This is a genomic window from Citreicella sp. C3M06 (assembly GCF_018860705.1).
In the GTDB taxonomy this organism is placed as follows: domain Bacteria; phylum Pseudomonadota; class Alphaproteobacteria; order Rhodobacterales; family Rhodobacteraceae; genus Salipiger.
Genome location: NZ_JAHKQA010000039.1, coordinates 50,406 through 74,649, shown reverse-complemented (window position 1 = coordinate 74,649; position 24,244 = coordinate 50,406). Strand labels below are relative to the sequence as shown.

General features: G+C 62.0%; 24 protein-coding genes. 6 read left to right on the top strand and 18 right to left on the bottom strand.

Features of this window, described 5'->3' with window-relative positions:
- Window positions 1–252 precede the first annotated feature (252 nt).
- From KO516_RS08150 to KO516_RS08110, 9 genes are all read right to left on the bottom strand, one after another.
- Window positions 253–729, bottom strand: coding sequence for a hypothetical protein (locus tag KO516_RS08150; protein ID WP_216003293.1), 477 nt, complete (start codon window positions 727–729; stop codon window positions 253–255).
- A gap of 36 nt (window positions 730–765) precedes the next feature.
- A complete protein-coding gene (locus KO516_RS08145; RefSeq protein ID WP_216003292.1) occupies window positions 766–960 on the bottom strand; it encodes a RyR domain-containing protein in 195 nt (64 codons plus the stop codon).
- Window positions 961–1,521: 561 nt separating this feature from the next.
- A complete protein-coding gene (locus KO516_RS08140) occupies window positions 1,522–2,154 on the bottom strand; it encodes a hypothetical protein (protein WP_216003291.1) in 633 nt (210 codons plus the stop codon).
- A 144-nt stretch (window positions 2,155–2,298) separates the two neighbouring features.
- On the bottom strand, window positions 2,299–6,378 hold the full coding sequence (locus tag KO516_RS08135; RefSeq protein ID WP_216003290.1) for a calcium-binding protein: 4,080 nt from the start codon (window positions 6,376–6,378) through the stop codon (window positions 2,299–2,301).
- Between the two features lie 663 nt (window positions 6,379–7,041).
- Window positions 7,042–8,871 carry a BMP family ABC transporter substrate-binding protein gene (locus KO516_RS08130; RefSeq protein ID WP_216003289.1) on the bottom strand — a complete coding sequence of 610 codons (1,830 nt, stop codon included), beginning with the start codon at window positions 8,869–8,871 and terminating at the stop codon, window positions 7,042–7,044.
- A gap of 467 nt (window positions 8,872–9,338) precedes the next feature.
- Window positions 9,339–9,701 carry a DUF2267 domain-containing protein gene (locus KO516_RS08125; protein ID WP_216003288.1) on the bottom strand — a complete coding sequence of 121 codons (363 nt, stop codon included), beginning with the start codon at window positions 9,699–9,701 and terminating at the stop codon, window positions 9,339–9,341.
- Between the two features lie 344 nt (window positions 9,702–10,045).
- Window positions 10,046–10,264: a hypothetical protein gene (locus KO516_RS08120; protein WP_216003287.1), complete on the bottom strand. Its 219-nt coding sequence runs from the start codon at window positions 10,262–10,264 to the stop codon at window positions 10,046–10,048.
- Between the two features lie 60 nt (window positions 10,265–10,324).
- Window positions 10,325–10,927: a hypothetical protein gene (locus KO516_RS08115; protein ID WP_216003286.1), complete on the bottom strand. Its 603-nt coding sequence runs from the start codon at window positions 10,925–10,927 to the stop codon at window positions 10,325–10,327.
- Window positions 10,928–11,052: 125 nt separating this feature from the next.
- Window positions 11,053–11,271, bottom strand: a complete 219-nt coding sequence (locus tag KO516_RS08110) for a hypothetical protein (protein WP_216003285.1) — start codon at window positions 11,269–11,271, stop codon at window positions 11,053–11,055.
- Between the two features lie 104 nt (window positions 11,272–11,375).
- On the opposite strand from KO516_RS08110, the gene KO516_RS08105 reads away from it, so the two are divergent.
- Window positions 11,376–11,786, top strand: a complete 411-nt coding sequence (locus tag KO516_RS08105; protein ID WP_216003284.1) for a hypothetical protein — start codon at window positions 11,376–11,378, stop codon at window positions 11,784–11,786.
- Window positions 11,787–12,196: 410 nt separating this feature from the next.
- Here the strand turns inward: KO516_RS08105 and KO516_RS24725 are convergent, their stop codons facing one another.
- From KO516_RS24725 to KO516_RS08065, 9 genes are all read right to left on the bottom strand, one after another.
- Window positions 12,197–12,496 carry a transposase gene (locus KO516_RS24725; protein WP_371742048.1) on the bottom strand — a complete coding sequence of 100 codons (300 nt, stop codon included), beginning with the start codon at window positions 12,494–12,496 and terminating at the stop codon, window positions 12,197–12,199.
- Between the two features lie 83 nt (window positions 12,497–12,579).
- A complete protein-coding gene (locus KO516_RS24720) occupies window positions 12,580–13,032 on the bottom strand; it encodes a transposase (protein WP_371742047.1) in 453 nt (150 codons plus the stop codon).
- A 425-nt stretch (window positions 13,033–13,457) separates the two neighbouring features.
- A complete protein-coding gene (locus KO516_RS08095; protein WP_216003283.1) occupies window positions 13,458–13,802 on the bottom strand; it encodes a RidA family protein in 345 nt (114 codons plus the stop codon).
- Window positions 13,803–13,921: 119 nt separating this feature from the next.
- Window positions 13,922–14,698 (bottom strand): amino acid ABC transporter ATP-binding protein, encoded by a 777-nt coding sequence (locus KO516_RS08090; protein WP_216003282.1) that lies wholly within the window; start codon window positions 14,696–14,698, stop codon window positions 13,922–13,924.
- Entirely contained in the window at window positions 14,695–15,540 is an 846-nt protein-coding gene (locus KO516_RS08085; RefSeq protein WP_216003281.1) for an amino acid ABC transporter permease, read from the bottom strand. The genes KO516_RS08090 and KO516_RS08085 overlap by 4 nt, the downstream gene beginning before the upstream one ends.
- Entirely contained in the window at window positions 15,537–16,565 is a 1,029-nt protein-coding gene (locus tag KO516_RS08080; protein WP_216003280.1) for an NAD(P)H-quinone oxidoreductase, read from the bottom strand. The genes KO516_RS08085 and KO516_RS08080 overlap by 4 nt, the downstream gene beginning before the upstream one ends.
- A gap of 3 nt (window positions 16,566–16,568) precedes the next feature.
- Window positions 16,569–17,414 carry a transporter substrate-binding domain-containing protein gene (locus KO516_RS08075; RefSeq protein ID WP_216003279.1) on the bottom strand — a complete coding sequence of 282 codons (846 nt, stop codon included), beginning with the start codon at window positions 17,412–17,414 and terminating at the stop codon, window positions 16,569–16,571.
- Between the two features lie 134 nt (window positions 17,415–17,548).
- Window positions 17,549–18,226 carry a DUF1028 domain-containing protein gene (locus KO516_RS08070; protein WP_216003278.1) on the bottom strand — a complete coding sequence of 226 codons (678 nt, stop codon included), beginning with the start codon at window positions 18,224–18,226 and terminating at the stop codon, window positions 17,549–17,551.
- Window positions 18,223–19,158 (bottom strand): N-carbamoyl-D-amino-acid hydrolase, encoded by a 936-nt coding sequence (locus KO516_RS08065; RefSeq protein ID WP_216003277.1) that lies wholly within the window; start codon window positions 19,156–19,158, stop codon window positions 18,223–18,225. Before KO516_RS08065 ends, KO516_RS08070 begins: the two co-directional genes overlap by 4 nt.
- Before the next feature lie 97 nt (window positions 19,159–19,255).
- On the opposite strand from KO516_RS08065, the gene KO516_RS08060 reads away from it, so the two are divergent.
- The 5 genes from KO516_RS08060 to KO516_RS08040 all read left to right on the top strand — a co-directional run bounded on the left by KO516_RS08060 (window position 19,256) and on the right by KO516_RS08040 (window position 24,243).
- Entirely contained in the window at window positions 19,256–20,182 is a 927-nt protein-coding gene (locus tag KO516_RS08060) for a LysR family transcriptional regulator (protein ID WP_216003276.1), read from the top strand.
- Window positions 20,183–20,278: 96 nt separating this feature from the next.
- Window positions 20,279–21,349: an ABC transporter ATP-binding protein gene (locus tag KO516_RS08055; protein ID WP_216003275.1), complete on the top strand. Its 1,071-nt coding sequence runs from the start codon at window positions 20,279–20,281 to the stop codon at window positions 21,347–21,349.
- A 114-nt stretch (window positions 21,350–21,463) separates the two neighbouring features.
- Window positions 21,464–22,591 carry an ABC transporter substrate-binding protein gene (locus KO516_RS08050; RefSeq protein ID WP_216003274.1) on the top strand — a complete coding sequence of 376 codons (1,128 nt, stop codon included), beginning with the start codon at window positions 21,464–21,466 and terminating at the stop codon, window positions 22,589–22,591.
- A 21-nt stretch (window positions 22,592–22,612) separates the two neighbouring features.
- Window positions 22,613–23,446, top strand: a complete 834-nt coding sequence (locus tag KO516_RS08045; protein WP_252737481.1) for an ABC transporter permease — start codon at window positions 22,613–22,615, stop codon at window positions 23,444–23,446.
- A complete protein-coding gene (locus KO516_RS08040; RefSeq protein ID WP_216003272.1) occupies window positions 23,446–24,243 on the top strand; it encodes an ABC transporter permease in 798 nt (265 codons plus the stop codon). Before KO516_RS08045 ends, KO516_RS08040 begins: the two co-directional genes overlap by 1 nt.
- Window position 24,244 lies beyond the last annotated feature (1 nt).

Below are 24,244 nucleotides of genomic sequence, written 5' to 3'. Positions count from 1 at the left end.
TGAGCAGGTTTTCACTGGGTCGGTGCACTCAAGCGCTCCTCCTGCTCAGTGCCGCGGCGCTAGTCCGGCCGAACCTGTCGGTGATCAATGGGGTCGCCGTCGCGGCCGGCATGTTTTTCGTGATACAGCCAACGGTGGCGTGATAGCCGCGCGCCTTAGCGGGCGATGATTGGTTGGCGTCCGCGCGCGCGCCATCTCTGGATGGCCCGCATGGTCCAGTCCGCGGTTTCGCCCGAACCTGCGAAGATCATCTCATCCGCAAGATCGAGCAGCCTGTCCTGCGTGCGCGCGATATTGGCGAGATAGGCCGCCGGATCCGCCTGCAACTCCGTATCCGAAACGTCGAGCGGGTGCAGATCCATCCATCCTGCGCACGCTGTGACCTTTGTCGCGCAGGGCTTCGAAGGCTGCTGTCTGCCGCTTGAGCGATGCGCAGGCGGTGTTTTCGTCAGCGCCCTTCGTCCCGAGATGCTTTAGCGCGATCCTGTCCATCGTTTCCGGGCTGGCGGCGTTCATCGCCAGAATGCGCAGGGTGCGACCCGTCCGGTCGAACCAGCGCGCGGCCAGTTCGACGGTGGCCACCCGGTCAAATCCCGGCGCATTGGGGGTCAGATTCTCCAGATCACAAGCCTCGGCACCGGGCCGCCGCTTAAGGATCGTGTCCAGCGCCGCGCCGAGATCGACCGCCTCTGTCGCCAGCGGGCCGATGACGCCGATACGCAGCTGCATCCGCCAGCACGGCTGACGCGGGGCGGACTCACGCAACTACATCGAGAATGTCAGCGCTTCCTTGACGTTTCGCCTGTCCTTGGCGCGCTGATCATCGGGCAGTTCGGAAAAGGGCACGATCAGCGGGTGACGCTTGCGCTCGGTGTCGCGCACCGGTGCGTGGCAATAGCCATCGGTTCGGCGCTCCGCGCACCATCGGCCATGCTCGGCCATCGACAGCGTATTGATCAATTGCGTGTTCCCAAGCACGGCATTGCCCGCCGCAGAGGCAAGCCGCAGCCCTGCAATGCCGGCACTGGGTGGTGGCGCAAGCCCGGCCGCATAGAACAGCTCGATCGCCGGTCGACACGACGATAGCCGTCAGCGGCGTGTTGCGCTCGACCTCGAACAAGGCATCCGCGACGCCCGCGGCGCAGCATTGCACCGCATCCATCCCGAAAAAGCGGATGCATGGCCCATCAGGGCCGAAATCCGGGTTGAGAAGGTCGGGGCATTCAACTCTCAGCCGCGCTTCCGCTCTGGCGGGATCGCAATCGACCAAGGTGAGCATCGGCGCCTTTTGCGACGGGTCGTGACAGCGCAGGACGATCTCTTCGGCGACAGCAAGATTGACGCTTTCCAATCCGATTAGCACGATATGCACCCGGTCTTGCCCGCGCATCGCCGCCAGCGCCATGCCTGTCACCAGCGAGCGTGCAATCGTTTCAGAGCGGGAAATCAGCGATGCATGGGCAAGATCCGGCGTCAGCAGGCCGAGGTCGCGCGCCACGGATTTTTCCTCGACCCGCAATGTCAGGCGCAGGTTCCTGCGGCGGGGGCTTTGGTTGTGCCAAGCCAGTTTCGCGCGCGCTCGACATTGATCATCGAATTCCTGTCGCCAAAGACGATTCTGGCAGGTCGCCCCAGGCTCCAGCCAGTCGCGGTTCCGCCACGCATTCCATCGGGAATGCGCAGTACGCGAAGGTCGCTGCGGTTTGCGCTTTGGCGTTCCAGCTTCTCCGTCGTGTCGAAGGCCGTCGTGCGCGCAGTATGCGCCGCGTGATCGACGGCAAAATCCGAAACCCCAACGACAACGGTATGCGCGCGCCGGAACCCGGCAAGCATTCGCGTCAGCGTGTCCCTCAGCAGGGTGGCCACGATGGCGAGCAAGGCCGAAATCGTCGCCGCAAGCCCGGTGAACCGGGCCGTCTGGATCCATGGATTATCGGCCGCGGCGTTCGCAGGCCCCGGAAGATAGGACCCGTCTCCGAAAAAGGCGGGAATCGTGTTGTATAGGACGTGCCCCCACATGGGGGCACCCGCCGCATCCCGGTGAACCCCGCTCCATCCCGCGATCCCGAAAGCGACGGTGAGGAACACCAGAGCCGTCGGCAGCGCGACGGAGAGGCCACGGCGAAATCTCCGGTCGTCATGATCCGGGCCCATGTCTTTTGCACCGACGCAATGTCATGTTCACTCACCAGGACGGAAACCGCCCGATGTTGCACCTACATCGCGACCCATGCCCTTATCTTAGTAGAACGGCGGGGCAGCACTAGCCTTTTCTGAGGCCGCCCCGCCCGAGGGTTTTCAGAAGAAATCGGCCCGCACGTCCTCCAGATCGCTCAGGCTCAGGCCTTCGATCAACACTGAACCATCTTCCCAGGACAACAACACCGAGTCAGCCAGCTCTTCGGCGAGGATATCGCGCGGGTCCATCCAGAATTCCAATTGATCATTCGCAAGCTCGAAACCTGCGATGAGGTCCTCCCCGGACCCGGTTGTGAACACGAAGACATCCGCCCCGCCGCCGCCGTTCAGCGTATCGTCGCCAGTTCCGCCCAGGATCCGGTCGTTGCCGTTGCCGCCAGTCAGGCTGTCGTCGCCGCCGCCGCCGTTCAGCGTGTCGTTGCCAGCCCCGCCCCAGACCGTATCGGCCCCAAAGGCGCCGCCTTGCGTGGAGTCGGTATACAGATCGTTGCCCGCGCCAAGAAACGCAAGATCGGTGCCATTGCCGCCTTCGATGCGATCATTGCCTCCCTCGCCATATAGCGTATCGCTGCCGCTGCCGCCGAGCAGCGTGTCGGAACCCACGCCGCCGCGCAGCACATCGTTGCCGTTGCCGCCGGTCAGGCTGTCGTTACCATTGCTGCCTTCGACGCGATCATTGCCCCCCTCGCCATGCAGGGTATCGCTGCCGTTGCCGCCAACCAGAGTGTCGAGATCCACGCCGCCGCGCAGCAGATCGTCGCCGTCGGCGCCCACAAGCGAATCCCGGCCCGCCTGACCCAGCAGCAGATCGTCGCCGCCGCCACCGTTGATCGTGTCGTTGCCGTCGCCGCCCCAGACGGTGTCCTGGCCATAAACCCCAGTCTGGGACGTGTCGGTGTAAAGATCATTGCCCTGTCCGAGCCATGCCGTGTCGGTGCCGAAGCCGCCGCGCACGGTGTCGTTCCAGCCGCCCGCAATCAGCAGGTCGGCCTCTGATCCCCCTTCCAACAGGTCCGCCCCATCGCCGCCGATCAGCGTATCGGCCCCCGCTTCTCCGTACAGGGCATCGTTGCCGGTTCCGCCATTCAGACTATCATTTCCAAGCTCGCCGTGGACAAGGTCTACCCCTCCGCCGGTCGAGATTGTGTCATTGCCAGCCCCGCCCCAGACGGTGTCGGCGCCATCAGCGGTGGACTGCTCGGTGTCGGAATAGACATCGTGCCCGGTACCAAGGAACGACCTATCGCGACCGTCACCGCCCCAGATCGTGTCATCGCCCTCGTCGCCCCAAATGCGATCATGCGCGCTGCCGCCCGAAAGCGCGTCGGCGCCGAAGCCTCCGCTCAGGCTGTCATTGCCTCCGCCGCCGTGCAGCGTGTCGTCTCCGGCTTCGCCCCACAGCACGTCGCCCTGCGTGCCGCCGTCAAGCATGTCATCGCCGTCGCCACCTTGAAGAGTGTCGCTGTCTTGTCCGCCCGCAATGACATCATTGCCGTCTTCGCCGCGCAGCAGATCGGCGCCGCCAGCACCATTGATGGTATCCGCTCCGTCGCCGCCCCAGACCGTGTCTGCGCCGAATTCACCCTGTTGCGCCGCGTCGGTGAACAGGTCAGCCCCGTTGCCTAGAAAAACGTGATCCCGTCCGTTGCCAGCGTAGACTGTATCGTTGCCGTCACCGCCGAAGATCGTGTCATTCTGCGCGCCGCCGTCAAGCAGGTCATCACCTGATCCGCCCTCCAGGAAGTCATTGCCGGCAAAGCCCGACAACTGATCGTCGCCGGCGTTTCCGACCAGCACGTTCCTGAAGCCGTCGCCTTCGATGGTGTCATTTCCGGCCCCGCCGGTGACATCCTCGAATCCCGCGATGGTATCGCCTTCCGCTTCGCCGCCCCGCACGAGGTTTTCGCGCAAGTCGACGTAAACTCCGGTGCTGTCGGCGCTGTAAACCAGTTCGTCCACGCCGTTACCGCCGCTCAGGGCATCGCTTCCCTCGCCACCTTCGAGGGTGTCGTTGCCCTCGCCCCCGGTCAGCACGTCATCGCCCCCGCGGCCCATAAGCACATCGGAACCGCCGAAGCCCTCGAAGGCGTTGTCGTCGTCATTGCCGCCGACCACATCCGCATATTCGCTGGCCAGCACATCCTCGAGTTCCGACAGGATGTCCCCTTCGGCCAGCCCGCCCGAAGAGGTGCCCGCGGCGAAATCGACGCTGATGCCTTCGGCAGAGCTATAATAGTCGATCAGATCGCGCCCGTCTGCGCCGGTGATCGTGTCCGCGCCGTCGGAGCCGTAGATCGTGTCGTCACCCTCGCCGCCATCAAGACTGTCCGCGCCAGCGCCGCTTGTCATCAGGTCTGCGCCAAGACCGCCGAGCAGGGTGTCGTCACCGTCGCCCCCATCCAGCGTATCCGCACCGTCGCCACCAGTCAGGCTGTCATTGCCTTCGCCGCCGGACAACGTGTCCATCCCCGCATCGCCATCGAGGCTGTCATCGCCCTGCCCACCAAGAAGGCTGTCCGCACCCACGCCGCCTTGCAGGGCATCATTGCCGTCCATCCCCAGAAGGGTGTCCGCCCCGAAATTGCCGCGGATGCTGTCGTTACCGGCACCGCCGTCAACGTAATCGTCGATCGACCGATTGTGGAAACCGTTTTCCTGCGAAAGGCCCGCGAAACTGTCATCTCCGGCGTGAAGGAAAATGTCTCCGTCTTCCGCGATCAGGGTGGACAGACCGGACAAGTCGATCAGGTCCGAGGCCTCTGTCCCCTCAAGGCGCAACAAGGTCGGGCTGGTTACCATCCATTCGATGCCCTGCTCTGCCGAAAGATCCAGCCAAAAGATCTGGCCGTCGTCCAGATAGATGCTGTCGTTGCCCTCTGCACCGTCAAAGACACTGTCCTCTGTCAGATGCGCAGCAGAGACACGGAACACATCGTCGCCAGCGCCGCCGAGATAGGTATCGCCCCCGGCGCTGCTTTCGAACGTATCGTTGCCATTGCCCCCGATCAGCAGATCCGCGCCGCCTTGACCATTCAGCGAGTCATCTCCGTCTCCGGCTTCCAGCGTGTCCTGCCCTTCGCCGCCGGACAGGGTGTCATCCCCGGCGCCAGCAGACAGGAAATCGTCGCCATCGCCGCCATCAACGCTGTCATCCGCCGATTGCCCCAGAAAGGTGTCATCCCCGGCCAACAGGGAGATTGCCTGTGTACTGACCTGCTGCAAGGCGCTGAAATCGAACAGGTTGTCCGCAGCCGTTCCGTCGATATCAACCGACGAGTAAAGCGCCTCGATCCCCATGGAAGGATCCAGATCCAGCCAGTCGACAGTCAATCGCTCGGACGACCCGTACCCCAGTGACAGGGAGTCGGTGCCATCGCCCCCCTGCAGCACCACGCCTGAGGGCGATCCAACCGATCCGCCGGTCAGATGAATCATATCGTCGCCCGCGCCGCCGTCGAGCGTATCAAGGCCGCTGCCGTCATAAAGCTGGTCGCTGCCATCGCCGCCCGCAAGGCTGTCATTCCCCTCGCCGCCATAAAGGACATCGACACCCGCGCCTCCCAGCAGCGTGTCGTCGCCATCGTCGCCGAATATCCGATCGAAACCGGCGCCGCCATTGATGCTGTCGTTCCCCGACCCGCCGTCAATGCGATCATCAGCGCTACTTGCAAGGAAGGTGTCGTCACCGTCATACAGGTAGACACTGAGCTCCCCGGCGTTTTCGAACCTGTTATAGTACCATGTCACCAGATCGCGCACACCGCTGATGTCCAGCATGTCCGATCCTTCGGTGCCATACAGTATATTGGACTCAAAATGCACCGCCTCGATGTCCGTTCCGACACCAAGATCCAACTGCTGCAGCCGGTAATGATCCATTGACAGCGTGTCTTCACCGTCGCCGCCGATGAACAGGCGGGGGCCACCATAGCTAATGGGCCGCTCCGCAATAAGCAGGTCGTCACCCGATCCGCCATCAAGCGTGTCGGCGCCATAACCGCTGGCCAGCGTGTCGTTGCCGCCGCCCCCAGACAGGCTGTCATTGCCGGCGCCCCCCTCCAGAAGGTCATCGCCGGTCAGCCCTTGCAAGGTGTCATCACCGGCCAGGCCGAAAAGGCTGTCGTCAAGATCCGAACCCACAATAAGCTCGGCTGCGTCGGTTCCATAAGTGCTAGGCAAAAGGTATTCCTTCAAATTCCTGATCGTGGCGTCGCCTTCACGAGCGATACGTGATGGATGTCACCGAGAAATGACTCGTCATTACTTATGGTTGCCAGATTATGGCCTGGTCAATGTTGCTATTTCCTTACTTGTCTTTTTCCTCGTCGCGATGTGGCTTTGACGCGAGATCTGTCATCGCCCGTCGACAGGACGGCGCCAAGGTGCCGTGGAACTCTGGCGATCCCTCGACCGGCAGCACCTGCTTGCATGGGCAAGAGAGTAATCTGGTCCGCTGACGAACTTGGACCGGACGAGCAGCGTCCTCCTGAGCTCACGCAGGTCTGGATCGGACCGGACAATCAGCCGGGGCGATGATCGAGGGCGGTCTCAGGGCAGTTCTGGTCGATTGGGCGGTGTCCTTGACCAGCTGCGCCCCTGTCCAGCTGTGACGGGACATGAACCTTCGTCGCCCATGCGCCGCGGGGCACCTCGCAAATCAACGCCAAAAGCTCTCTTGCGGTCCCAGCGCCGGGCCGGGCGGTAGCCGCCACCGTTCCTTGCGCGACTGTTGCCGTGATGACCAGCGCCGTCCCACGCTGCGCCATGGGGCAGGCCGCACAGTCTGTCAGGCTTGTTGGGTGCTGCGCTCTGGACAGACGACAGCAAACCCAACGCGCTTGCTCAGATCAGCACGATGTCGTCGAGCAGGGTCTCGCTAGACGTGAGCCCGCTCAATGTAATCGAGTGACCTTCGTCCAGTCGTAAAACGAGCGTTCCAGACACAGTTTCGGAAAGCGCGTCCAGCCGTGTCTGCGTCAGATCGCCATTCCACAGCTCGCTATCGATCCGAAGTTCGTCGATACCAAGCTGGAAGTCAGTGATTGTGTCGGAGTTGATCCGTTCCGAAAAGATGAAAACATCCTGGCCGGCACCGCCGCTCACTGTGTCATTCCCACCGCCCATCCGCAGCGTGTCATTCCCATTTCCGCCAAAGACCACGTCATCCCCGAATGCCACCTGGGCATTGTCGATCCAGATATCATTTCCATTGCCCAACGCGGCCTCGTCAGCGCCATTGCCACCGGTGATCGTGTCATTCCCGTTGCCGCCAAACATGGTGTCATTCTGGGCTCCGCCGTCGAGCCGATCATTTCCCGCCCGGCCGAGCAAACGGTCATTCCCTTGCCCGCCAAACGCATGATCGTTGCCGCCGCCGCCGCTGACGGTATCAGCGCCCGCGTTTCCATGGATCGTATCATTTCCGTGCGCAGCAGCTTGTCCGTTGTCCAGGAACAGATCCGCCCCGCCGCCAAGGTAGACAAGATCTGCGCCATTTCCTCCGACCACCCTGTCGTCTCCGTCGCCGCCGCGCAGCGTGTCGTACCCCGCCCCGCCAAGGATGGTATCGGCCCCTGCATTGCCTTCGATGCTGTCATTGCCGACACCACCATCGATTCGGTCATTTGCGCCGCGGCCATATATCGTATCATTTCCTTGATTGCCGCGGATATCGTCGTTCCCCTGTCCGCCGTCCAGAAGATCATTGCCACCCAGTCCGGCAATGGTGTCCTCGCCCGCCAAAGCGCGAATGATATCCCCGCCATCCGTGCCGGGCAGCGAGTCCGCACCTGCGCTCGGTCCTGCTGCGCCAACGTCATTGGTGAACTCGGCCAGGTCCCGGCGCAGACTTTGCGTGAACAGGTCATTCTCGATGTCTAGCAGATAGTCGATGCCACCGTTTTCGAAATCGAGCATGACAGTGCCCGACGCGATGGTCTCATCCGAAAGCAGCCCCGGAATATGGCTGCCCCAGTCGGGGTAGAAAGATGTGATCATCACATCAGAAAAACCGCCGGGGGTGTACATGTCGACCCCGATCACCTTGACGCCATTGTCGCTTGCGTATTGCAGAACACCCCGCGTGGTTCCGCCTGCAGGGCTGACCAGGACATCAACGCCACCGTCGATCATGTCTGCCGCCAGTTCCGCCCCCCGGACAGGATCGTTCCACGCGGTTGGGGTATCGCCCGTCATCTCGATATCGACGATGACAGCCGGGTTCCCCGCTTCGGCTCCGGCTCGGTATGCCTCGGACGCAGCGATCAGCTGAGGTGTAGACATTCCGCCGATAAAGCCGATCCGTCCTGTCTCCGAGGCTTGTGCGGCCAGATATCCCGCTGCCTCGAGCATCGCCGATAGGTCGAACTGATAGGAGGTTACATTCGTGCCGGTGGCCTGGCCGCCAATTGCGGCGAAAGAGACCGATGGAAATTGCGGAGCAACTTCTTCCACGGCTTCGTCGAAGCCAAAGCCAACCGATATGATCCGATCATACCCGCGGTGTGCGAAGCGCGTAAGAATAAGCTCCCTTTGAGCCTCGCTTTGGGTCTCGATGAAACCGTAAGAGCCGCCGGTCTCTTCGGCCCAAGCCGCGGCTGCGCTGTAGACGGCTTCATTGTAGCTTTCGTCATACCTGCCGCCAAGATCGAAGGCGATTGCTGTATTCGGCATCTACCCAGCCCCTTCAATAAATCTGAAGACTCGGGTGTATTCCAACGGAACAGTGGTCAGGGCGACCCATTCCGGCTGGTCTCGTTGACCAGTTGATTTGATGAAAAAAGTCATCTGAACAAAATACCTGCCAGTTACCAACTTGCTGATGCAGTCGCATCTCATGCGGGGGAATGCTACCAAAGCGCCCGATTTCCACCAAGAACGAAAAGCTCTTGGGAACGGGAGGCCACGGGCGGCGTAAAGTGAATGCAACTGGACGCACTAGTGAGACGTGGTGGCATGACAGACGCCCGCCTCTTTTGATGCCGCAGGTTCCTCGCGAACTACAGCCCGAACTTGCCCGTCCAGCGCCGGGCAGTGCTGTAGAGGACGCCGATGCCACGTTCGAGCAGCATCTTCCCGACCTCACGCAGGCTCAAAGCGAACCGCACTATCAGCCAGACCGCAACGGCGGGGTCTATCCTTTACCCCAGATCATCCATATTCTCGACGGGCGCTCGGGGGCTGAGGCGGATGCTTCGCGGTGTTGCCCCCGGTGAGCTGACGTCAGACACCCGCGCGATCAGATCGCTCTTGTTGCAGGGCTTGACCGGTGTCTTCGAAGGGTTCCAGCCCTCGAAATACACGCCGCGCACCAGAACCGGCAACTGCGCCGCCAGATCTGCGGCTTGATCGACGGTCAGAAAATCGCGGATGTCGTGCAGGGTCTCGTGCAGCAGCATGTAGGCGCGCGGCTTCGGAAAGCCGAGATTATCGCAAAGTTCGTTCAGCCATTCGGCGAAAATCTGCGGCGCATGATCGAGCGTGGCGATACCGGTCGTGGACATGAGGCACCTGTTGCTTGACTATCACTCTGGGCCATCATGACATGTCGCATTGATGACGATCAATTCCGCGACCGGGCTGAGCAGCCGGCGTGCCACTGAACGTTCATCCCGCGGCGCTTTGGGCAATGTTCGTGCTCACCCCAACCGGCTCAGGTTAAGCAATCGCCCGCGGCGCAAGGCTTTCATCTCGCGCAGCGGGGCGGGCGACGCTCCAGTCCTGAGTGCGAGGTAGTTGCGCTCAGGAACGCCTGATGATGTCCGGAATGCTACTTTGACGCGATGTTTGCGTCCATCAATATTGACGACTTTACAACTTTAGCTGGTAGCAGAAGAGCATCAAGAGCCTACGGTCGCTTGGATGCCTCGCGCCGGTGAGACGGCCACCCGACCACGCCCGACTGGAGCCAGCCGCCCGCCAGCACCGAGTGGAAGAGGCTGTCGAACTGGCCAGTGACGAAGTTGCAGGACGCTACGGTGTTCTCGATCACGGGGCAGACATGCCACTCTGCATACAGGTCAGTCGCGGCCTCCTTCGAGCCCTTCAGGACGGTCATTTCCGCCATGGAAAGATCCCCGCAACACGGCAAATCTCCCAGCTTCTGAACCTTGGGATAAACACGATTTCACTCTTCTACCAAGAGCTTGACTCCCAAGCTGTGATCTATTCGGCGCAACGCTCGGGATGGTTCGTCAACGAGCAATTCAGAACTTTGCAGCTCGAAGAGGGCGCGCAGACGGTCCATGTGCCGGGCGTGCGATAACAACATGATTTCTTCGCGAGCGACACGCCGGGCAACCCGCTCGAGGTGAAGCGCTCTGCCAATGATGCCACCGTCAGCTATTCGTTCATCACCACGTCGCTGCCGCGCGAGAGCTTTCCCGTCTCGTCCTGAATGCGGGCGGCGCGCGATGCCTTCGAAGGGCCCCGCCGTGCCTGCAGCGTCTATGACAATTCCGGCGCGGACGATCCTTTCCTGACGGAGATGATCCCGAAGGAGCTGCTGCCGAGGCGCGGCATCTTTGCCGGGCCAGAGAATATCCTGCTGACCGCGCGTACCCAGCACGCCTTGCACATGATTGCTCAGGTGAGGATGCGGCCCGGCACGCAAGTCGCCCTCGAAGACCCCGGTTATCCGGATGCGCGGCACAGTTTTCCGCGCTCGGGCGCCCGCCTGTTCCCGGTGCCGTTCGACAAGGGCGGGCTGGTGCTGGATGCGATACCGCAAGCGGCGGATCTCCTCTACACGACTCCAAGCCACCAACTGCCCGGAAACGTTAGCATGTCGACCCAGGGAAAGGTCCGGCTGCACCAGATGGCCGCCGCCACCGGCAAGGTCATCATCGAAAACGACTACGATTCCCAGATGCGCTTCATCGGGCAGTCTTCGGCGCCGAGTGCGGCAAATGGGGCGAACATGTCATCTATGTCAGTCGCTTTTCCAAGTATCTCAGGGCGATCTGTCGGGACGCCGTTGTTGCGGCCCATGCCGATGTCATTGCGGCCATTCGCAACTGCCGCCGCTACCAGATCCGAAACCTGTCGGGGCACGAACAGCGCACGCAGGCGCATTTCATCTCGAGGGGTGGCTACGAAAAGCAGATCCGCAGCTTTCGGTGCGTTACAAAACGGTGCTGGCAAAGTTGTAACCGGCTTGTCTCTAGGTTCCTTACAGGGTGGGACATGCCGCCGTCCTCGGACGGCTCAACCTGTGGATCCGCGCGCCGGGAGGGCTTGATACCATCGAGTTCGCCGCCCGGCTGCGGCGCCGTAAACTGGTCAACGAACCCGGTCGGGTTTTCTTCGACAATCCGGAAAACGGGCGCAGCTTCGTCAAGCTCTGCTCTCTTCTGATGGATGAGGAACGGCAGGAGGCCGGGCTTCCGGTCGCGCTTCATTCAATCGAGCAAGGGATCGAGGAAGGGTTGCTTGAGGGTAGGAAGGTCGGCTGTGACAGGTCACGGCGCAACAATGGCCTTGTGCTTGGGGATCCCTCAATGGCGATACCGTTACAAATCAAACCAGTTTTTGGAATGGCTTATGGGGCGCGAGATAACAGGCTTGTGGAGCACTTGGCGCCGTATTGATTGCGTTCGTGGCGCGGTGTGGCATCGACGTGCATCGGTTGCAGGCCGGCTGGATCGGGTCACGTCCGTCAAGCTGGTGTAAATTGCGAGTTCGCCTGAGGTCATGATCAGGTGGCTTTCATGGTTATGTTGAGGCGCGGGCCGATTTCCTCTTTATCGATCTTGGCGAAGGCCTCGAGCATCCTGTCGCGGCTCGAGGTCTGCCGGTCGTCGGTCTGCTCGAACCGGCCTGCCCCCATCACCCGCAGAATCGAGGCCTCGTTGCGGCGCGAGGCGGATCAGCAAGGCAGCCTAGGGCGCCGTCTGCCCGCCGAACCCGACGCTGCCGACGCGGCGTTTGTCCTTCTTGTTTCGTTGCCCGACAAGGACGCAGGACGCGGTTTGCCCTGCCCCTCATGAGAGGGGGGTGGTCAACCGGGGTCGTGCTGTGCGGCCTGAGCCAGCGGGGGCGGGGATAGGTCAGGCCAGCAGGCCATGGTCAGTGTTGTCCATGAGATCGGCGCGTTTGGGCCACCCGGGGCCCTGTTCCGGCGGCATGAGCGGCCCGGTCGCCCGGAGGCCTGGCGGATCGCGGCGGTAACGACCCTGTGCTGACCGCGTGAAACATGGGCCAAGGCGTTGCGCATCCAAGGAACGCGGCATCGCCGCCATCTTGCCTCGAAGACCCGCGCGATAGCCCCTTTCAGACCCGTATGAGCGTCGCTGACCACCAGTTTTAGCCCGTCGAGGCCGTGGGCTTTCAGGATCGCAGGAACTTTATCCAGGCGGGCTCGGCCTCGGGCGACCTCAGCCCCTAGCGGATGATTTCCCTGCCGCTTTCGGTGTTGGACGCCACGGCGATCGTGGCCGCGACCGAGACGATGCGGCCGCCCGGCCGTTGTTTAAGACAGGTTCCATCCAGCCGGACAAAGGGCCATTCGCCCGCGAGCGGTCGGTTCCGGAACGCGCCGACCCGTTCACCGATGTCTTTGCAGCGCTTCGAGACCGTGCCTTTCGAAAGGCCGACCAGCCCCATGGCCTGCACTGGGCCGTGTCGAGGCGTCGCTGATCTGGGCTTCCTGAATGACGGCACCCAACGCCTGCCCGGACGTCTTGCGCACCGCGAGGACGCCCGGAAAATCGCTGCCCTGCGGTAGCTTGGGCAGCCGCAGGTTCCGCGGAGACGGGGGTCCAGCGCCCTGTCGCGCTGGCCATTGCGCCACGTTGTACGCCGATTAGCCCGTTCATGCCATCCAGCACCAAGCAAGCCGTCGACATCATCAGCTGCAGGACTTCCTAGGCGAAGCTGCGCAGCAAATCGCCCTGTCGGGCATGGCCAAAAGCCCGGACAGGCCCATTGTCGTTTTGGTTAACCACCGGCCGGCAAGGCCATGCGCCGCATGATCCGCGTGTGGGGCCGGTTGACGCCGCGATGTACCGCCTCGAGCAGATACCTCGATGGCCACCCCGCCCGGCACCGGCAGCGTCGATGAAATTAAACAACAGCCTCGGACGCTACCGGATCGCAGCCGGTGTACCGTTTCGAACTATGGCGCTGACTTAATCGATAAGCACCCGGCCCCCGCACAGCAATGGGATGGGTGCTGAGCCTGGTGACAACGCTGGCGGGCGTCCGTTGGGGCAGAAGATGGAAGGGGGGCGCTGTTGCTTTGCTCGCCCCCGTGGGTCTGATCAGGAGACGGCTGCAACAATCATGAATTCCACCAGATAGTCAGGTGTTGCAAGCTTGGCCTCACCGCAGGCGCGAGCAGGGGGATTGGCCGGGTCTACCCATGCGTCCCAGACCGCGTTCATTTCGGCAAACAGAGACATGTCGGAAAGCCAGATGGTGGCCGAGAGAATATGCGATTTGTCCGAGCCAGCAACGGCAAGGAGGCGCTCTGCCTCAAGGAGGGCAGCCTTGCTCTGTTCGGTCACATCAGCGCCTTCGCCGACCTGACCCGCAAGATAAATCGTGCCGTTGTGCACGACAGCCTGGCTCATACGTGCGCCGGGTTCGATACGTGTGATATTCATGGTGGGCTCCTAAGAGTGAGAGTTAAGTATGGGATGGATTTTCCGGGGCATCGTTGCGCCTTGTGTGACAGGGAAAACGAAGCAATCTGCGATCCTGCTCATCTAGCAGCATCCTTCGATTAGCCGTGTGATCGCACTGCCGAGATGAAGGCACGCGTCCGCGGTTCCGTTGGTGAGCTGAGCACCTGTTCGGGCGTGCCGGTTTCCACCACTTCACCATGATCCATGAACAGGACCCGATGCGCCACGTCTCGTGCAAACCCAAGTTCGTGTGTCACGATGATCATGGTGATGCCGGTCTCGGCGAGGCTGCGCATCACGTTCAGAACCTCGCCTACCAGTTCGGGGTCAAGCGCCGACGTGGGCTCGTCAAAAAGCAGCACCTCGGGCTCCATCGCCAGCGCGCGTGCGATGGCGACACGTTGTTGCTGGCCACCCGAAAGCTCGGAGGGATAGGCATGCAACTTCTGCCCAAGCCCGACCTTGGTCAGCAGATCCTCAGCTTTTGTACGGGCTTTGGCTCGGGAGTGGCGCAGCACCTGGATCGGGCCCTCGGTGACGTTCTCCAGCGCGGTCTTGTGCGGAAAGAGGTTGAAACGCTGGAAGACCATTGCCGTTTTCAGCCGCTGCCGGGCGATTTCGCGGTCAGTGAGCTCACGCAGGCGGTCACCGTCGCGGCGATACCCGACAAGATCACCGGCCACCACCAGCTGTCCACCGCTGACTGTTTCAAGCTGGTTGATGCAGCGCAGAAAGGTGCTCTTGCCCGAACCCGAGGGGCCGATGATGCAGAGGACCTCGCCTTTCTGCACCGCAAGATCGATACCTTTGAGCGCATGAAAGGTGCCGAAATATTTCTCGAGCCCGTAAGAGGCGACGATTGGGGTGGCGGTCATGTCCTGCTCCCGTGCTGGCGGACGCCCTTGGCGTAGAATTTTTCGATGCGGCTTTGCAGGATGCTCATGATGGTGACGATGAGCAGGTACCAGATCGAGGCCACGATCAGCAGCTCGATCACCCGCGCATTGGCGTAATAGATATTCTGTGCAGAGTGCAGGATCTCGGAATACTGGATGACCGAAGCCAGCGAGGTCAGCTTGACCATGCCGATCCATTCGTTGCCGATCGGCGGCACGATCACACGCATGGCCTGCGGGATCACGATGCGGCGCAGGCATTGCAACTGCGGCATCCCGATGGACTGCGCAGCTTCATACTGGCCGCGATCCACTGACATGAGGCCGGCGCGCACCACTTCGGAGGTATAGGCCCCTTGCTGGATGCCAAGACCGAGCAAGGTGGCGACGAAGGGTGTCATCAGATCGACGGTCGATATTGAAAAGACGCCGGGAATGGCGATGCTTGGGAAGATAAGCGCGAGGTTGAACCAGATCAGCAGTTGCAGCAGCACTGGCACGGCGCGGAAGAACCAGACGTAGCCGCGCGAGGACCAGCTGAGCACAGGGTTGCTCGACAGGCGCATGATCGCAAAGATCACGCCCAGAGCGATGCCGATCAGCATTGCGAGGATCGACATGATCACGGTATTCACGAGGCCGCTCATGATGGCGGGTACGGTCAGAAAGCGGCCGACGTAGCTCCACTCGATCTTGCCGACGGCAAAGCCGTAAGCGATGCCGCCGAGCGCCAAAAGGATCAGCGCCGCCGACAGGTAGCGACCATGGTAGCGACGGTGGACGACCGGCAGATCGGCATAGGGGTTGGGGGGCAAGGTCATGTGTCTGGGGTCCTGTCGGAATGTGTCTGTGTTTCGAGGACGATCTTTCCGAGGTGGCCTCGGCTTTCCATGAAGCGGTGCGCCTGTGCAACCTCTGCAAGGGGAAAGCGCCGTGCGATACGCGGTGTGAGCGCGCCCGTCTCGACCAGCGGCAGCAGGTCCTGCCGGGCACCGCTGATGATCCGGGCCTTGGCCGAAACCGGGCGATCGCGCAGCGAAGTGGTAAACAGTGTCAGCCGCTTGGCCATCATCCGGCCGAGCGGTGCCTGCGCCTCGGGGCCGCCCATCAGGCCGATGAGCGCGATCCGCCCGTCCATTGCGGCGGCGGTGACGTTGGCGGTCAGGTGCGAGCCTCCCATGACGTCAAGGATAAGGTCGGCGCCGTGCCCGCCTGTCAGGGCGAGAACCTTCGCGGCGCAGGCTTCGGCGTCGCGTCCGTCGATCACATGGTCGGCGCCAAGGCTGCGGACAAACTCCGTTTTCGAGGCGCTGGCGCAGGCAATCACGGTCAGGCCCATCGCGTGGCCAGCCTCGACCGCAAAGCTGCCCATGCCGCCCGAAGCGCCATGAACAAGCAAGGTCTGGCCACGCGACATTCCTCCGAGATCGACGAGATTGGACCAGATCGTGGCCATCGCTTCCGGAAGGCAGGCAGCTTCTGCCGCATCCAGCCTTTCAGGCCAAGGCAACAGGTGGTCGGCGCGAGCGCAGAGCCAATCGGCCTGCGCCCCGCCATCACTTAGCGCACAGACCCTGTCACCGACCTTCCAGCCGGTGACATCGGGGCCCAGTGCGTCGATTTCACCAGCGGCTTCGATCCCGGCGACCGGGCTGGCAAGCGCGTAACGCCCGCGCGCCAGCAGCAGGTCCGAATAGTTGAGGGCCGCCGCCGCCACGCGTAGGCGCACCTCTCCCGGTCCGGGTTGGGGGATGGGCTGCGCGCGCAAAGCGAAAGGTGCTCCGCCTGCTGCCTTGCCCCAAACCACGGCCTGCATCTTGGTCGCATCAAGGATCTGGGCCGTCATGGATCAGGTGCCCTGATCGATCGAAACTTCGGTCAGCGCCTGCGCTTCCATGCCGAAGGCTTCCAGCGCGGCCCCATAGGCGCCGTTCTCGATGATCTCGGTCACGCCCTGTGCCACCGCATCACGCAGTTCGAGGTATTCGGTGCCGAAGGCGAAACCAAAAAGCGTGCGCGTGATCGGTTCGCCGATGCTGTCGAAAGTGCCCGGCTCCTGCGCCATAAGGTAGGCGACGTATTCCTGCCCGAGGATGCCCGCATCGAGACGTCCCTGCATCAGCGAAAGGCGGGTGTCTGTTGCTCCGCCTGTGCCCAGCACGTTCATCGCGTCGAGCCCTGCGCCAACGCAGTGCTCCTCGTTCCATGCTTCGAGCGAGGGCAGATAGCTGGTGGTCCGCGGTGCCCCGACCGCGTGGCCGCAGAGATCGGCGTTTTCGGTCAATTCGGCGGCGGTGGCGGCAAGGCCAAAGGGTTGTGCGCCGGTCGACAGGTAATCGACAAAGGACATGGTTTCGCGTCGGCTCGGCAGGTCCGAAATTGCGGTGCCGATCATGTCGATACGACCGCTGGCGACCGAGGTCATCAGCTGCTCGAAGCCCATGTCTTCGTAACGGATTTCAAGATCAAGCACCTCGCCAAGCGCGTCCACCAGCAACACGTTGATGCCGGCGCGCTCGTTGGTCTCGGGGTTGCGGAAGGCCATCGGAGGATAGGTGCTTTCGATGCCGACCGAGAGGTAGCCTTTTTCCCTGATATCCGCGGGGACCATTTCGGCCGCGGTTTCGGCAAAGGCAGCGCTGGCGGCGAGACCAAGCACCAAGGACGAAGCCAGAGTTGTAATTTTGAAAGTCATCGGGAATCTCCACTGTTGGTTTCGGGATCGCAGGATCTGGCGCGCGCAGAGGATCCCACGCTGCGCGCGCGTTACGGGGAGCTTTTCGCTCCCTTCGTATTCGTGTGAGAGAAAGTCGAGGGGGCGCCGCAAATTCAGGCCGGTCTGTTTCCCTCGACAACGGACGAGTCGGGCGCACTGTCCGGATCAATCGCGCGCAGCCTGTAGGCCTCGGCCTTGGGCGCCCAGCCCGCGTAGAGCGCTGCCATATCTTGCAGGGGCGTTTTGGAGTCGTCGACGCGCAGGTCGGTATCCTTCAGCTCGTCCGCGCCCATGACGACCAGGGATGCGGATTGCAGCGGATCACGCTCGCTGCCCGCCGCTTCGCCCGCCAGCATCCCGGCCAGAAGCCGCAGTTCAAGGGGCCCTGATGCCGCTTCGAAGCCGCGAACCATCTCTGGCAGGACCTCGGCGCTGCCAAGAAAATTGCCGATGGCAAGGCAATCGGTTCCGACGAGGCCGCCGGTATGGTCGAGGCAGGAGTCCCCGGTGTGGTGGACCCCGTCGCCTTGCATGGTCAGCACGCCAAGCTGGCGCCAATGCGGGGCATGGGCGGCGCTGCGCATTGCCTCCAGCACGCCAGCTGCGTCAGAGCCCTGCTCGAAAGCGCGCAAGCCGACGCGGTGCAGTCGCGGATCGGTGCGGGCCTGCGAGAAAACCACGCAGCCGGGCAGCACGGCCCCGCAGCGCGCGCCGACGGCAACCGACGACGTGGTGACGGCAAAGCCGATGCGACCGGTATCGGGGCAACGTCCAGCGAGCGAATAGGTCATTCTTCGATCTCCACGCCGGTCTGTGACGTGATCAGCCCGTAATGCTCGATCCGGCGGTGTTTCGCGAAGTTGAACACCGAGCGGCGGATGTAGTCCCCAAGTTCCAGATCGCAGTTGTACGAGATCACCTCGTCCTCTTCGGTGACCGCGCGGGTGACGGTTTCGCCGGTGGGGGCGATAATGGCCGAGCCCCCGATCATGGTGAAGCCATCTTCGGATCCGCATTTGCCTGCTGCCATCAGCCAGGCACCGTTCTGGTAGGCGGCGGATTCAAGGCTGAGGCGATGATGATGCTCGCGCAGGTGCACCGGTTCATTGTGGTGGATGTTGCGGGTCGGGGTGTTGTAGCCAAGCATGAAGACCTCGGCACCGCGCAGGGCCATGACCCGGAAGGTCTCCGGCCAGCGGCGGTCGTTGCAGATGCACATGCCGATGCGGCCGACATCGGACTTGAACACCGGGAACCCGAGGTCGCCGACCTCGAAATACCGCTTTTCAAGGTGTTCGAATTCCGGGTCTCCAATCGGATCCTTGGTGCCGGGCAGGTGGATCTTGCGGTACTTGCCAAGCAGATCGCCCTCGGGCGAGACCAGAACCGAGGTGTTGAACCGGTGCACCGTGCCGCCCTCGGTCACCTTCTCGGCGTAGCCAAGGTAAAAGCCGACGCCAAGCTTCCTGGCTTCGTCAAAGAGGGGTGCCATGGCGGGCGATGGGAAGCCTTCTTCGTAAAATCGGTCGTATTCTGCGGGATCATCGTAGACGTAGCGCGGGAAAAACGTGGTCAGGGCCAATTCGGGGAAGGTCACCCAGCGCGCACCGCGGCCCCGCGCTTCGCGCAGCATTTCGATCAGGCGTGCAACGGTGGCTTCTTTTGTGTCGCTGAGATGGACCGGGCCCATCTGGGCCACGGCGAATACGGTTTTACGGCTCATTACCTGCTCCTTCGAAATCTTGGGAGGAGGGTAGACAAGACAAATTTCATCTGGAAATAAAAAAGCCTACAGGAGAAATAATCCAAGGTTATTCGTTATGATCCGATTGCGACAACTCGAAGTGCTGTGCGCGGTGATCGACCTCGGCACCACGTCCGGCGCTGCCGAAGTGCTGTCGGTAAGCCAGCCGGCGGTTTCGAACATGATCAGACATATCGAAGACCTTGTGGGGTTCCCCTTGTTCAAGCGCGAAAAGGGGCGGCTGACACCGACCCCCGAAGCACTCCACATCGCCCAAGAGGCGCAGCACCTGTTTTCACAGCAAAAGCGCGTTGACCGCATCATCAACCAATTGCGCGGCGGGACTGTCGGACAGCTCAGCGTGATCGCAACGCCTTCGATCGGCTACGTGCTGTTGCCACGACTGATCACCGAGTTCACCCGCACGCGACCTCGGGTGCAGCTGTCGATCGAACTCGGCAGCGTCGACGAGATCATTCAGCAGCTTGTCAGCGGCAGGGCCGACCTTGGATTCTCGATCACGTTGCCCCGCCACACGGCGTTGAACGTACGCTCGATGGCTGCGGGCAGCATGGTCTGCGCGATGCCAGAGGGGCATGATCTGGCCTCGTCGCGGCGTATAAACGTGCTCGATCTGAACCACGTGCGGCATATCTCGTATAGTTCTGGCACGCCGTTGGGGCAGATGGTCGACGAAGTCTATCGCAGGCACGGTATGGAGCGGCGTTACTTTTGCGAAGTGCGTCACACCTCGACGGCGCTTGAGATGGTCGCCGCGGGGGCCGGGGTTGCGCTGGTCGACAACTTTGCGCTGCTGGGGGTGGCTCGGCCCAGCATTGCCGTACGCGAGATCGAGCCAACGATGTCGGTGAGCCTGCACGGTGTCACCTCGAACCTCTTTCCGACCTCCCATGTGGCCATGCAGTTCCAGAAATTCGTCCACGACGCGCTGAACGATCCCGAGGCCATGGCCGCATGGGGAATAACTACAGATTATTCCTGAGCCGATATTTTTTATTTCACCATGACGGCGGGGGCTGTTCTGTTAACGGCAACAGCGGAGCTCACAGCTTTGCACTGACGTTCAGGAGGCTGTAAAATGTCCGAACCCATTCTCTCCGTGCGCCAGGCCATCAAGACCTACGGCGACTTCCGCGCACTTGATGCCGTGAATCTCGACATTCGGGAGGGTGAGTTCCTTACCCTTCTCGGGCCTTCAGGGTCGGGCAAGTCCACGCTGCTTTCGGCCATCGCCGGATTCACTGCGCTTGATAGCGGCGTCGTGCATGCCAAGGGCGATGACATTACCCGACTGCCGCCAGAGAAACGGGGCTTGGCCATGGTGTTCCAAGGCTACGCGCTTTTCCCGACCATGAGCGTTGCCGAAAATGTCGGCTACCCTTTGCGGGTGCGCAAGTGGAGCAAGGCCGCGATCCGCGAGCGGGTCACGGAGTGCCTTGATCTGGTGCAGATGGGACAGTTCGCCGACCGCATGCCGCAACAACTGTCGGGCGGCCAGCAACAGCGCATCGCACTGGCGCGGGCGCTGTCCTTCAAGCCCGACGTGCTGCTGCTCGACGAGCCGCTTTCGGCGCTGGACAAGCAGCTGCGGGCCGATTTGCAGTGGGAGTTGAAAGCGCTGCACGAGCGGCTTGGCGTGACGTTCATCTACGTGACGCATGATCAGGACGAAGCGCTGTCGATGTCAGACCGGATCGTCATCCTCAAGGATGGGGCTATTCAGCAAGAGGGCGCGCCAAATGAGCTATACGATTGGCCGCGCACCCGGTTTGTGGCGAACTTTCTTGGCAAATCCAATTGCATCGAAGCCCGGATGACGGGCCGCGACGGGGATCACCTGATCGCCGAAGCCGCAGGCCACCGTTTCGCAGTTCATGCCGGTACGGGGGTGGCCGAGACCGGCAAAGGCTGCCTCGCGCTTCGACCTGAACGCATCCGTCTGGGTCTTCCCGGTGACGAACCGTTCACAGGCCGGGTCAAGCAGATCAGCTACCTCGGCGAGCGCTGCCAGGTTTTGGTGGACCATGACGTGCTGGGCGAAGTGCTGGTCTCGCAGCCCACGTGGCATTCGGGTGTGCGCCCAGAGCCGCGGATGGACGTGAGCTTTGGCTGGGATGCCAAAGCCTGTGTGGCGCTGGTCGACGCCTGATCGACGCCGTACCCGGTTTGGCGAGTTTCGAGGGCCGCCCAACTTGCGCGTTGGGCGGCCAACGCAAGAAGGGTGCCCGTGATCAGGGTAACCCACCCAACAAGGAGACTTCTCTTGGATACTTCAGATCACCATTTTCAGTCCGATCTCGCCGAGATTGCGGCAGAGAAATACAAGGCTGGCACGCTGTCGCGCCGCGGTTTTCTCAGCGCCATGGGCGCGCTTGGCCTCGTGCCGCTGCTTGGCAACCGTGCACTCGCGCAGGCCAGTGAAGTGGTCGTGTGCAACTGGGGTGGCCAAGCCTCGGACATCTTGCGCGATCTGCTTGGCAAGGCCTTCGAAGAAGAGACCGGCATTCCTGTCCGCGTCGACGGGGCCGGCCCGAGCGCGGGCAAAGTCCGCGCCATGGTCGAAAGCGGCGCGGTGGTCTGGGATGTCTGCGACAGCGGAGCAGGCTCGGCGATCGTCATGAACGGCGCCGGCGTGATTCAGGACATCGACTATTCCATCGTCGACAAGAGCAAGGTGCTTGAGGGCACCGCGTTGCCCTTTGCCGTGGGCAACTACCTCTTTTCCTACGCCATGGCCTATAACCCGACCATGCTGCCGGGCGGAGCGCCGCAGAGCTGGGCGGACGTGTGGAACGTCAAGGACTTCCCCGGCATGCGGACCTTCCGCAAGTCCGTGCGCGGCCAGCTTGAAGCTGCGGCGCAGGCGATGGGCATCGCCAAGGAAGACGTTTACGAATTTCTCGACGACGACGGCATCAAGGCCGCCATCGCCAAGTTCCGCGAGCTGCGCGACAACATCATCGTCTGGGGGTCGGGCTCGGACAGCCAGAACCTGTTCCTTCAGGGCGAAGTTGCGATGGGCAACATCTACTCGACCCGCGGCTTCCTGCTAAGGGAACAGATGGAGCCGGGCACTTTCAAGATGACATATGACGGCGCGCTGCTTCAGCCGGGCATGTGGGTGGTGCCGAAGAACAACCCGGCGGGCACCGAGACCGCGATGAAATTCATCGCCACAGTGCAGGATCCGCAGCTTCAGGCGGAGTGGTTCGTTGCCATCGGCAACGGCCCGATCAACCCTGCAGCCGCAGCGCTGGTTCCGGCAGAATTGTCCGAGTGGAACCCCAACACGCCCGAGAACGTGGCCAAGCAGGTGATCTACAACGACGAGTGGTACGGCAAGAATCAGGTCTCTGCCGAAGAGCTCTACATTGACGCGCTGATCGGTTGACGTGAGCCCAAGATGCCCCGAATGAACGAAAAACTCCGCTACTGGATGCTGGTTCTGCCAGCTCTGGCCGTGATGATCTTCTTCTACATCTGGCCGGTGCTCAACATTTGGGGCATCTCCGTCACCGAGCCCGCGACAGGGCTTGGCAACTACACCAAGATGTTCGATTCAAACGCGGTACGGGTCAGCTTCATGCTGACCTTCCGCATCGCGGCGATCACCACTGTGGTCTGCCTGCTGCTGGGCTATATACTGGCCTACACGATTTCGAATTTCGCAACCAAGGCAAGGCCCCTGATGCTGGGGTTGGTGCTGCTGCCCTTCTGGGTGTCGGTGCTGATCCGGTCCTTTGCGTGGATCGTGCTGCTGGGACGCTCTGGTCTGGTGAACGACGCCCTGATGGACACGGGGCTGATCGCCACGCCAATCCGTTTCATGCACAATGAAACCGGTGTGCTCATCGCCATGGTGCATGTGATGCTGCCCTTTGCCGTGCTGCCGATGCTGACCAATATGCGCGGTATCCCGGGCAGCTATATGAAAGCGGCGCGAGGACTGGGCGCCAGCGAATGGCGCGCCTTTCGCGACGTCTATTTTCCGCAAACCTTGCCCGGCGTGTTTTCCGGTGGGCTGCTGGTCTTTGTGCTGTCGCTTGGTTTCTACATCACCCCGGCGCTGCTGGGCGGGGGCCGCGTGATGATGATCTCGGAATACATCACCTACCAGATTCAGGAATTCCTCAACTGGGGCCTTGGCGCCGCGCTTTCGGTGGCTCTGCTCGTCGCCACCGCCATCATCCTTTTTGTCGCGGGGCGTTTCGTGAACCTGCGCAAGACCTTCCTGGAGCGTAACTGATGCCCCGTTCGCCTCTGCGCATTTTCTTTGCCACGGGAAGCTGGGCGATCCTGGCCTTCCTCGTGCTGCCGATCCTCGTTGTGATCCCGGTATCGCTTACCGACACGGCCTTTATCGGCCTGCCCAAGGAGCACCTTTCGCTTCAGCATTTTGACACCTTCCTGCACTCGCCGGAATGGTTGCAGGCCACATGGACGAGCATCTGGATCGGGATCATCGTGGCGGCCGCCTCGACGGCACTCGGCACCGCGTTCTGCATCGGATGCTGGTTCCTGTCGGACCGCGCGGCGACAATCGCCCGCTGGGTGATGATCGTGCCGATCCTCGTACCGCCGGTGGTGCAGTCGCTTGGATTCTACAAGTTCTGGGTAACACTGGGGCTGATCGACACGCATTTCGGGGTGATCCTCGCACATACGCTGCTGGCGCTGCCCTATGTGACGATCTCTGTTTTCGCCGCATTGACCAATCTTGATCGGCGCATCCCGCAAGCAGCGCGCAACCTCGGCGCGCCTCTCATCCTGGCGATCCGTACGGTGATCCTTCCGTCGATCCGTCCGGGAATGATCACCGGCGCAATCTTTGCCTTCATCGTCAGCTTCGACGAAATTGTCGGGGTGCTGTTCCTCACCGTACGCCGTGTCGAAACATTGCCCAAGATGATCTGGGAGGGCATTCAGGAATCCGTTGATCCGGTGATCGCCGCCGTGGCCACGATCCTTGTCATCCTGACCCTGCTGGTCACGGCAGCCGCTGTGGCCCGGTCCTACGCAGCCACCAAACCCCACCCGTCTTGAG

What these genes read in the sequence shown, in the direction of transcription:
- KO516_RS08150 (WP_216003293.1), bottom strand. Translation starts at nt 729, where the DNA reads ATGCAGCTGCGTATCGGCGTCATCGGCCCGCTGGCGACAGAGGCGGTC.
- KO516_RS08140 (WP_216003291.1), bottom strand. Translation starts at nt 2,154, where the DNA reads ATGGGCCCGGATCATGACGACCGGAGATTTCGCCGTGGCCTCTCCGTC.
- KO516_RS08130 (WP_216003289.1), bottom strand. Translation starts at nt 8,871, where the DNA reads ATGCCGAATACAGCAATCGCCTTCGATCTTGGCGGCAGGTATGACGAA.
- KO516_RS08125 (WP_216003288.1), bottom strand. Translation starts at nt 9,701, where the DNA reads ATGTCCACGACCGGTATCGCCACGCTCGATCATGCGCCGCAGATTTTC.
- KO516_RS08120 (WP_216003287.1), bottom strand. Translation starts at nt 10,264, where the DNA reads ATGGCGGAAATGACCGTCCTGAAGGGCTCGAAGGAGGCCGCGACTGAC.
- KO516_RS08110 (WP_216003285.1), bottom strand. Translation starts at nt 11,271, where the DNA reads ATGCGCCTGCGTGCGCTGTTCGTGCCCCGACAGGTTTCGGATCTGGTA.
- KO516_RS08095 (WP_216003283.1), bottom strand. Translation starts at nt 13,802, where the DNA reads ATGAATATCACACGTATCGAACCCGGCGCACGTATGAGCCAGGCTGTC.
- KO516_RS08090 (WP_216003282.1), bottom strand. Translation starts at nt 14,698, where the DNA reads ATGACCGCCACCCCAATCGTCGCCTCTTACGGGCTCGAGAAATATTTC.
- KO516_RS08085 (WP_216003281.1), bottom strand. Translation starts at nt 15,540, where the DNA reads ATGACCTTGCCCCCCAACCCCTATGCCGATCTGCCGGTCGTCCACCGT.
- KO516_RS08080 (WP_216003280.1), bottom strand. Translation starts at nt 16,565, where the DNA reads ATGACGGCCCAGATCCTTGATGCGACCAAGATGCAGGCCGTGGTTTGG.
- KO516_RS08075 (WP_216003279.1), bottom strand. Translation starts at nt 17,414, where the DNA reads ATGACTTTCAAAATTACAACTCTGGCTTCGTCCTTGGTGCTTGGTCTC.
- KO516_RS08070 (WP_216003278.1), bottom strand. Translation starts at nt 18,226, where the DNA reads ATGACCTATTCGCTCGCTGGACGTTGCCCCGATACCGGTCGCATCGGC.
- KO516_RS08065 (WP_216003277.1), bottom strand. Translation starts at nt 19,158, where the DNA reads ATGAGCCGTAAAACCGTATTCGCCGTGGCCCAGATGGGCCCGGTCCAT.
- KO516_RS08060 (WP_216003276.1), top strand. Translation starts at nt 19,256, where the DNA reads ATGATCCGATTGCGACAACTCGAAGTGCTGTGCGCGGTGATCGACCTC.
- KO516_RS08055 (WP_216003275.1), top strand. Translation starts at nt 20,279, where the DNA reads ATGTCCGAACCCATTCTCTCCGTGCGCCAGGCCATCAAGACCTACGGC.
- KO516_RS08045 (WP_252737481.1), top strand. Translation starts at nt 22,613, where the DNA reads ATGAACGAAAAACTCCGCTACTGGATGCTGGTTCTGCCAGCTCTGGCC.
- KO516_RS08040 (WP_216003272.1), top strand. Translation starts at nt 23,446, where the DNA reads ATGCCCCGTTCGCCTCTGCGCATTTTCTTTGCCACGGGAAGCTGGGCG.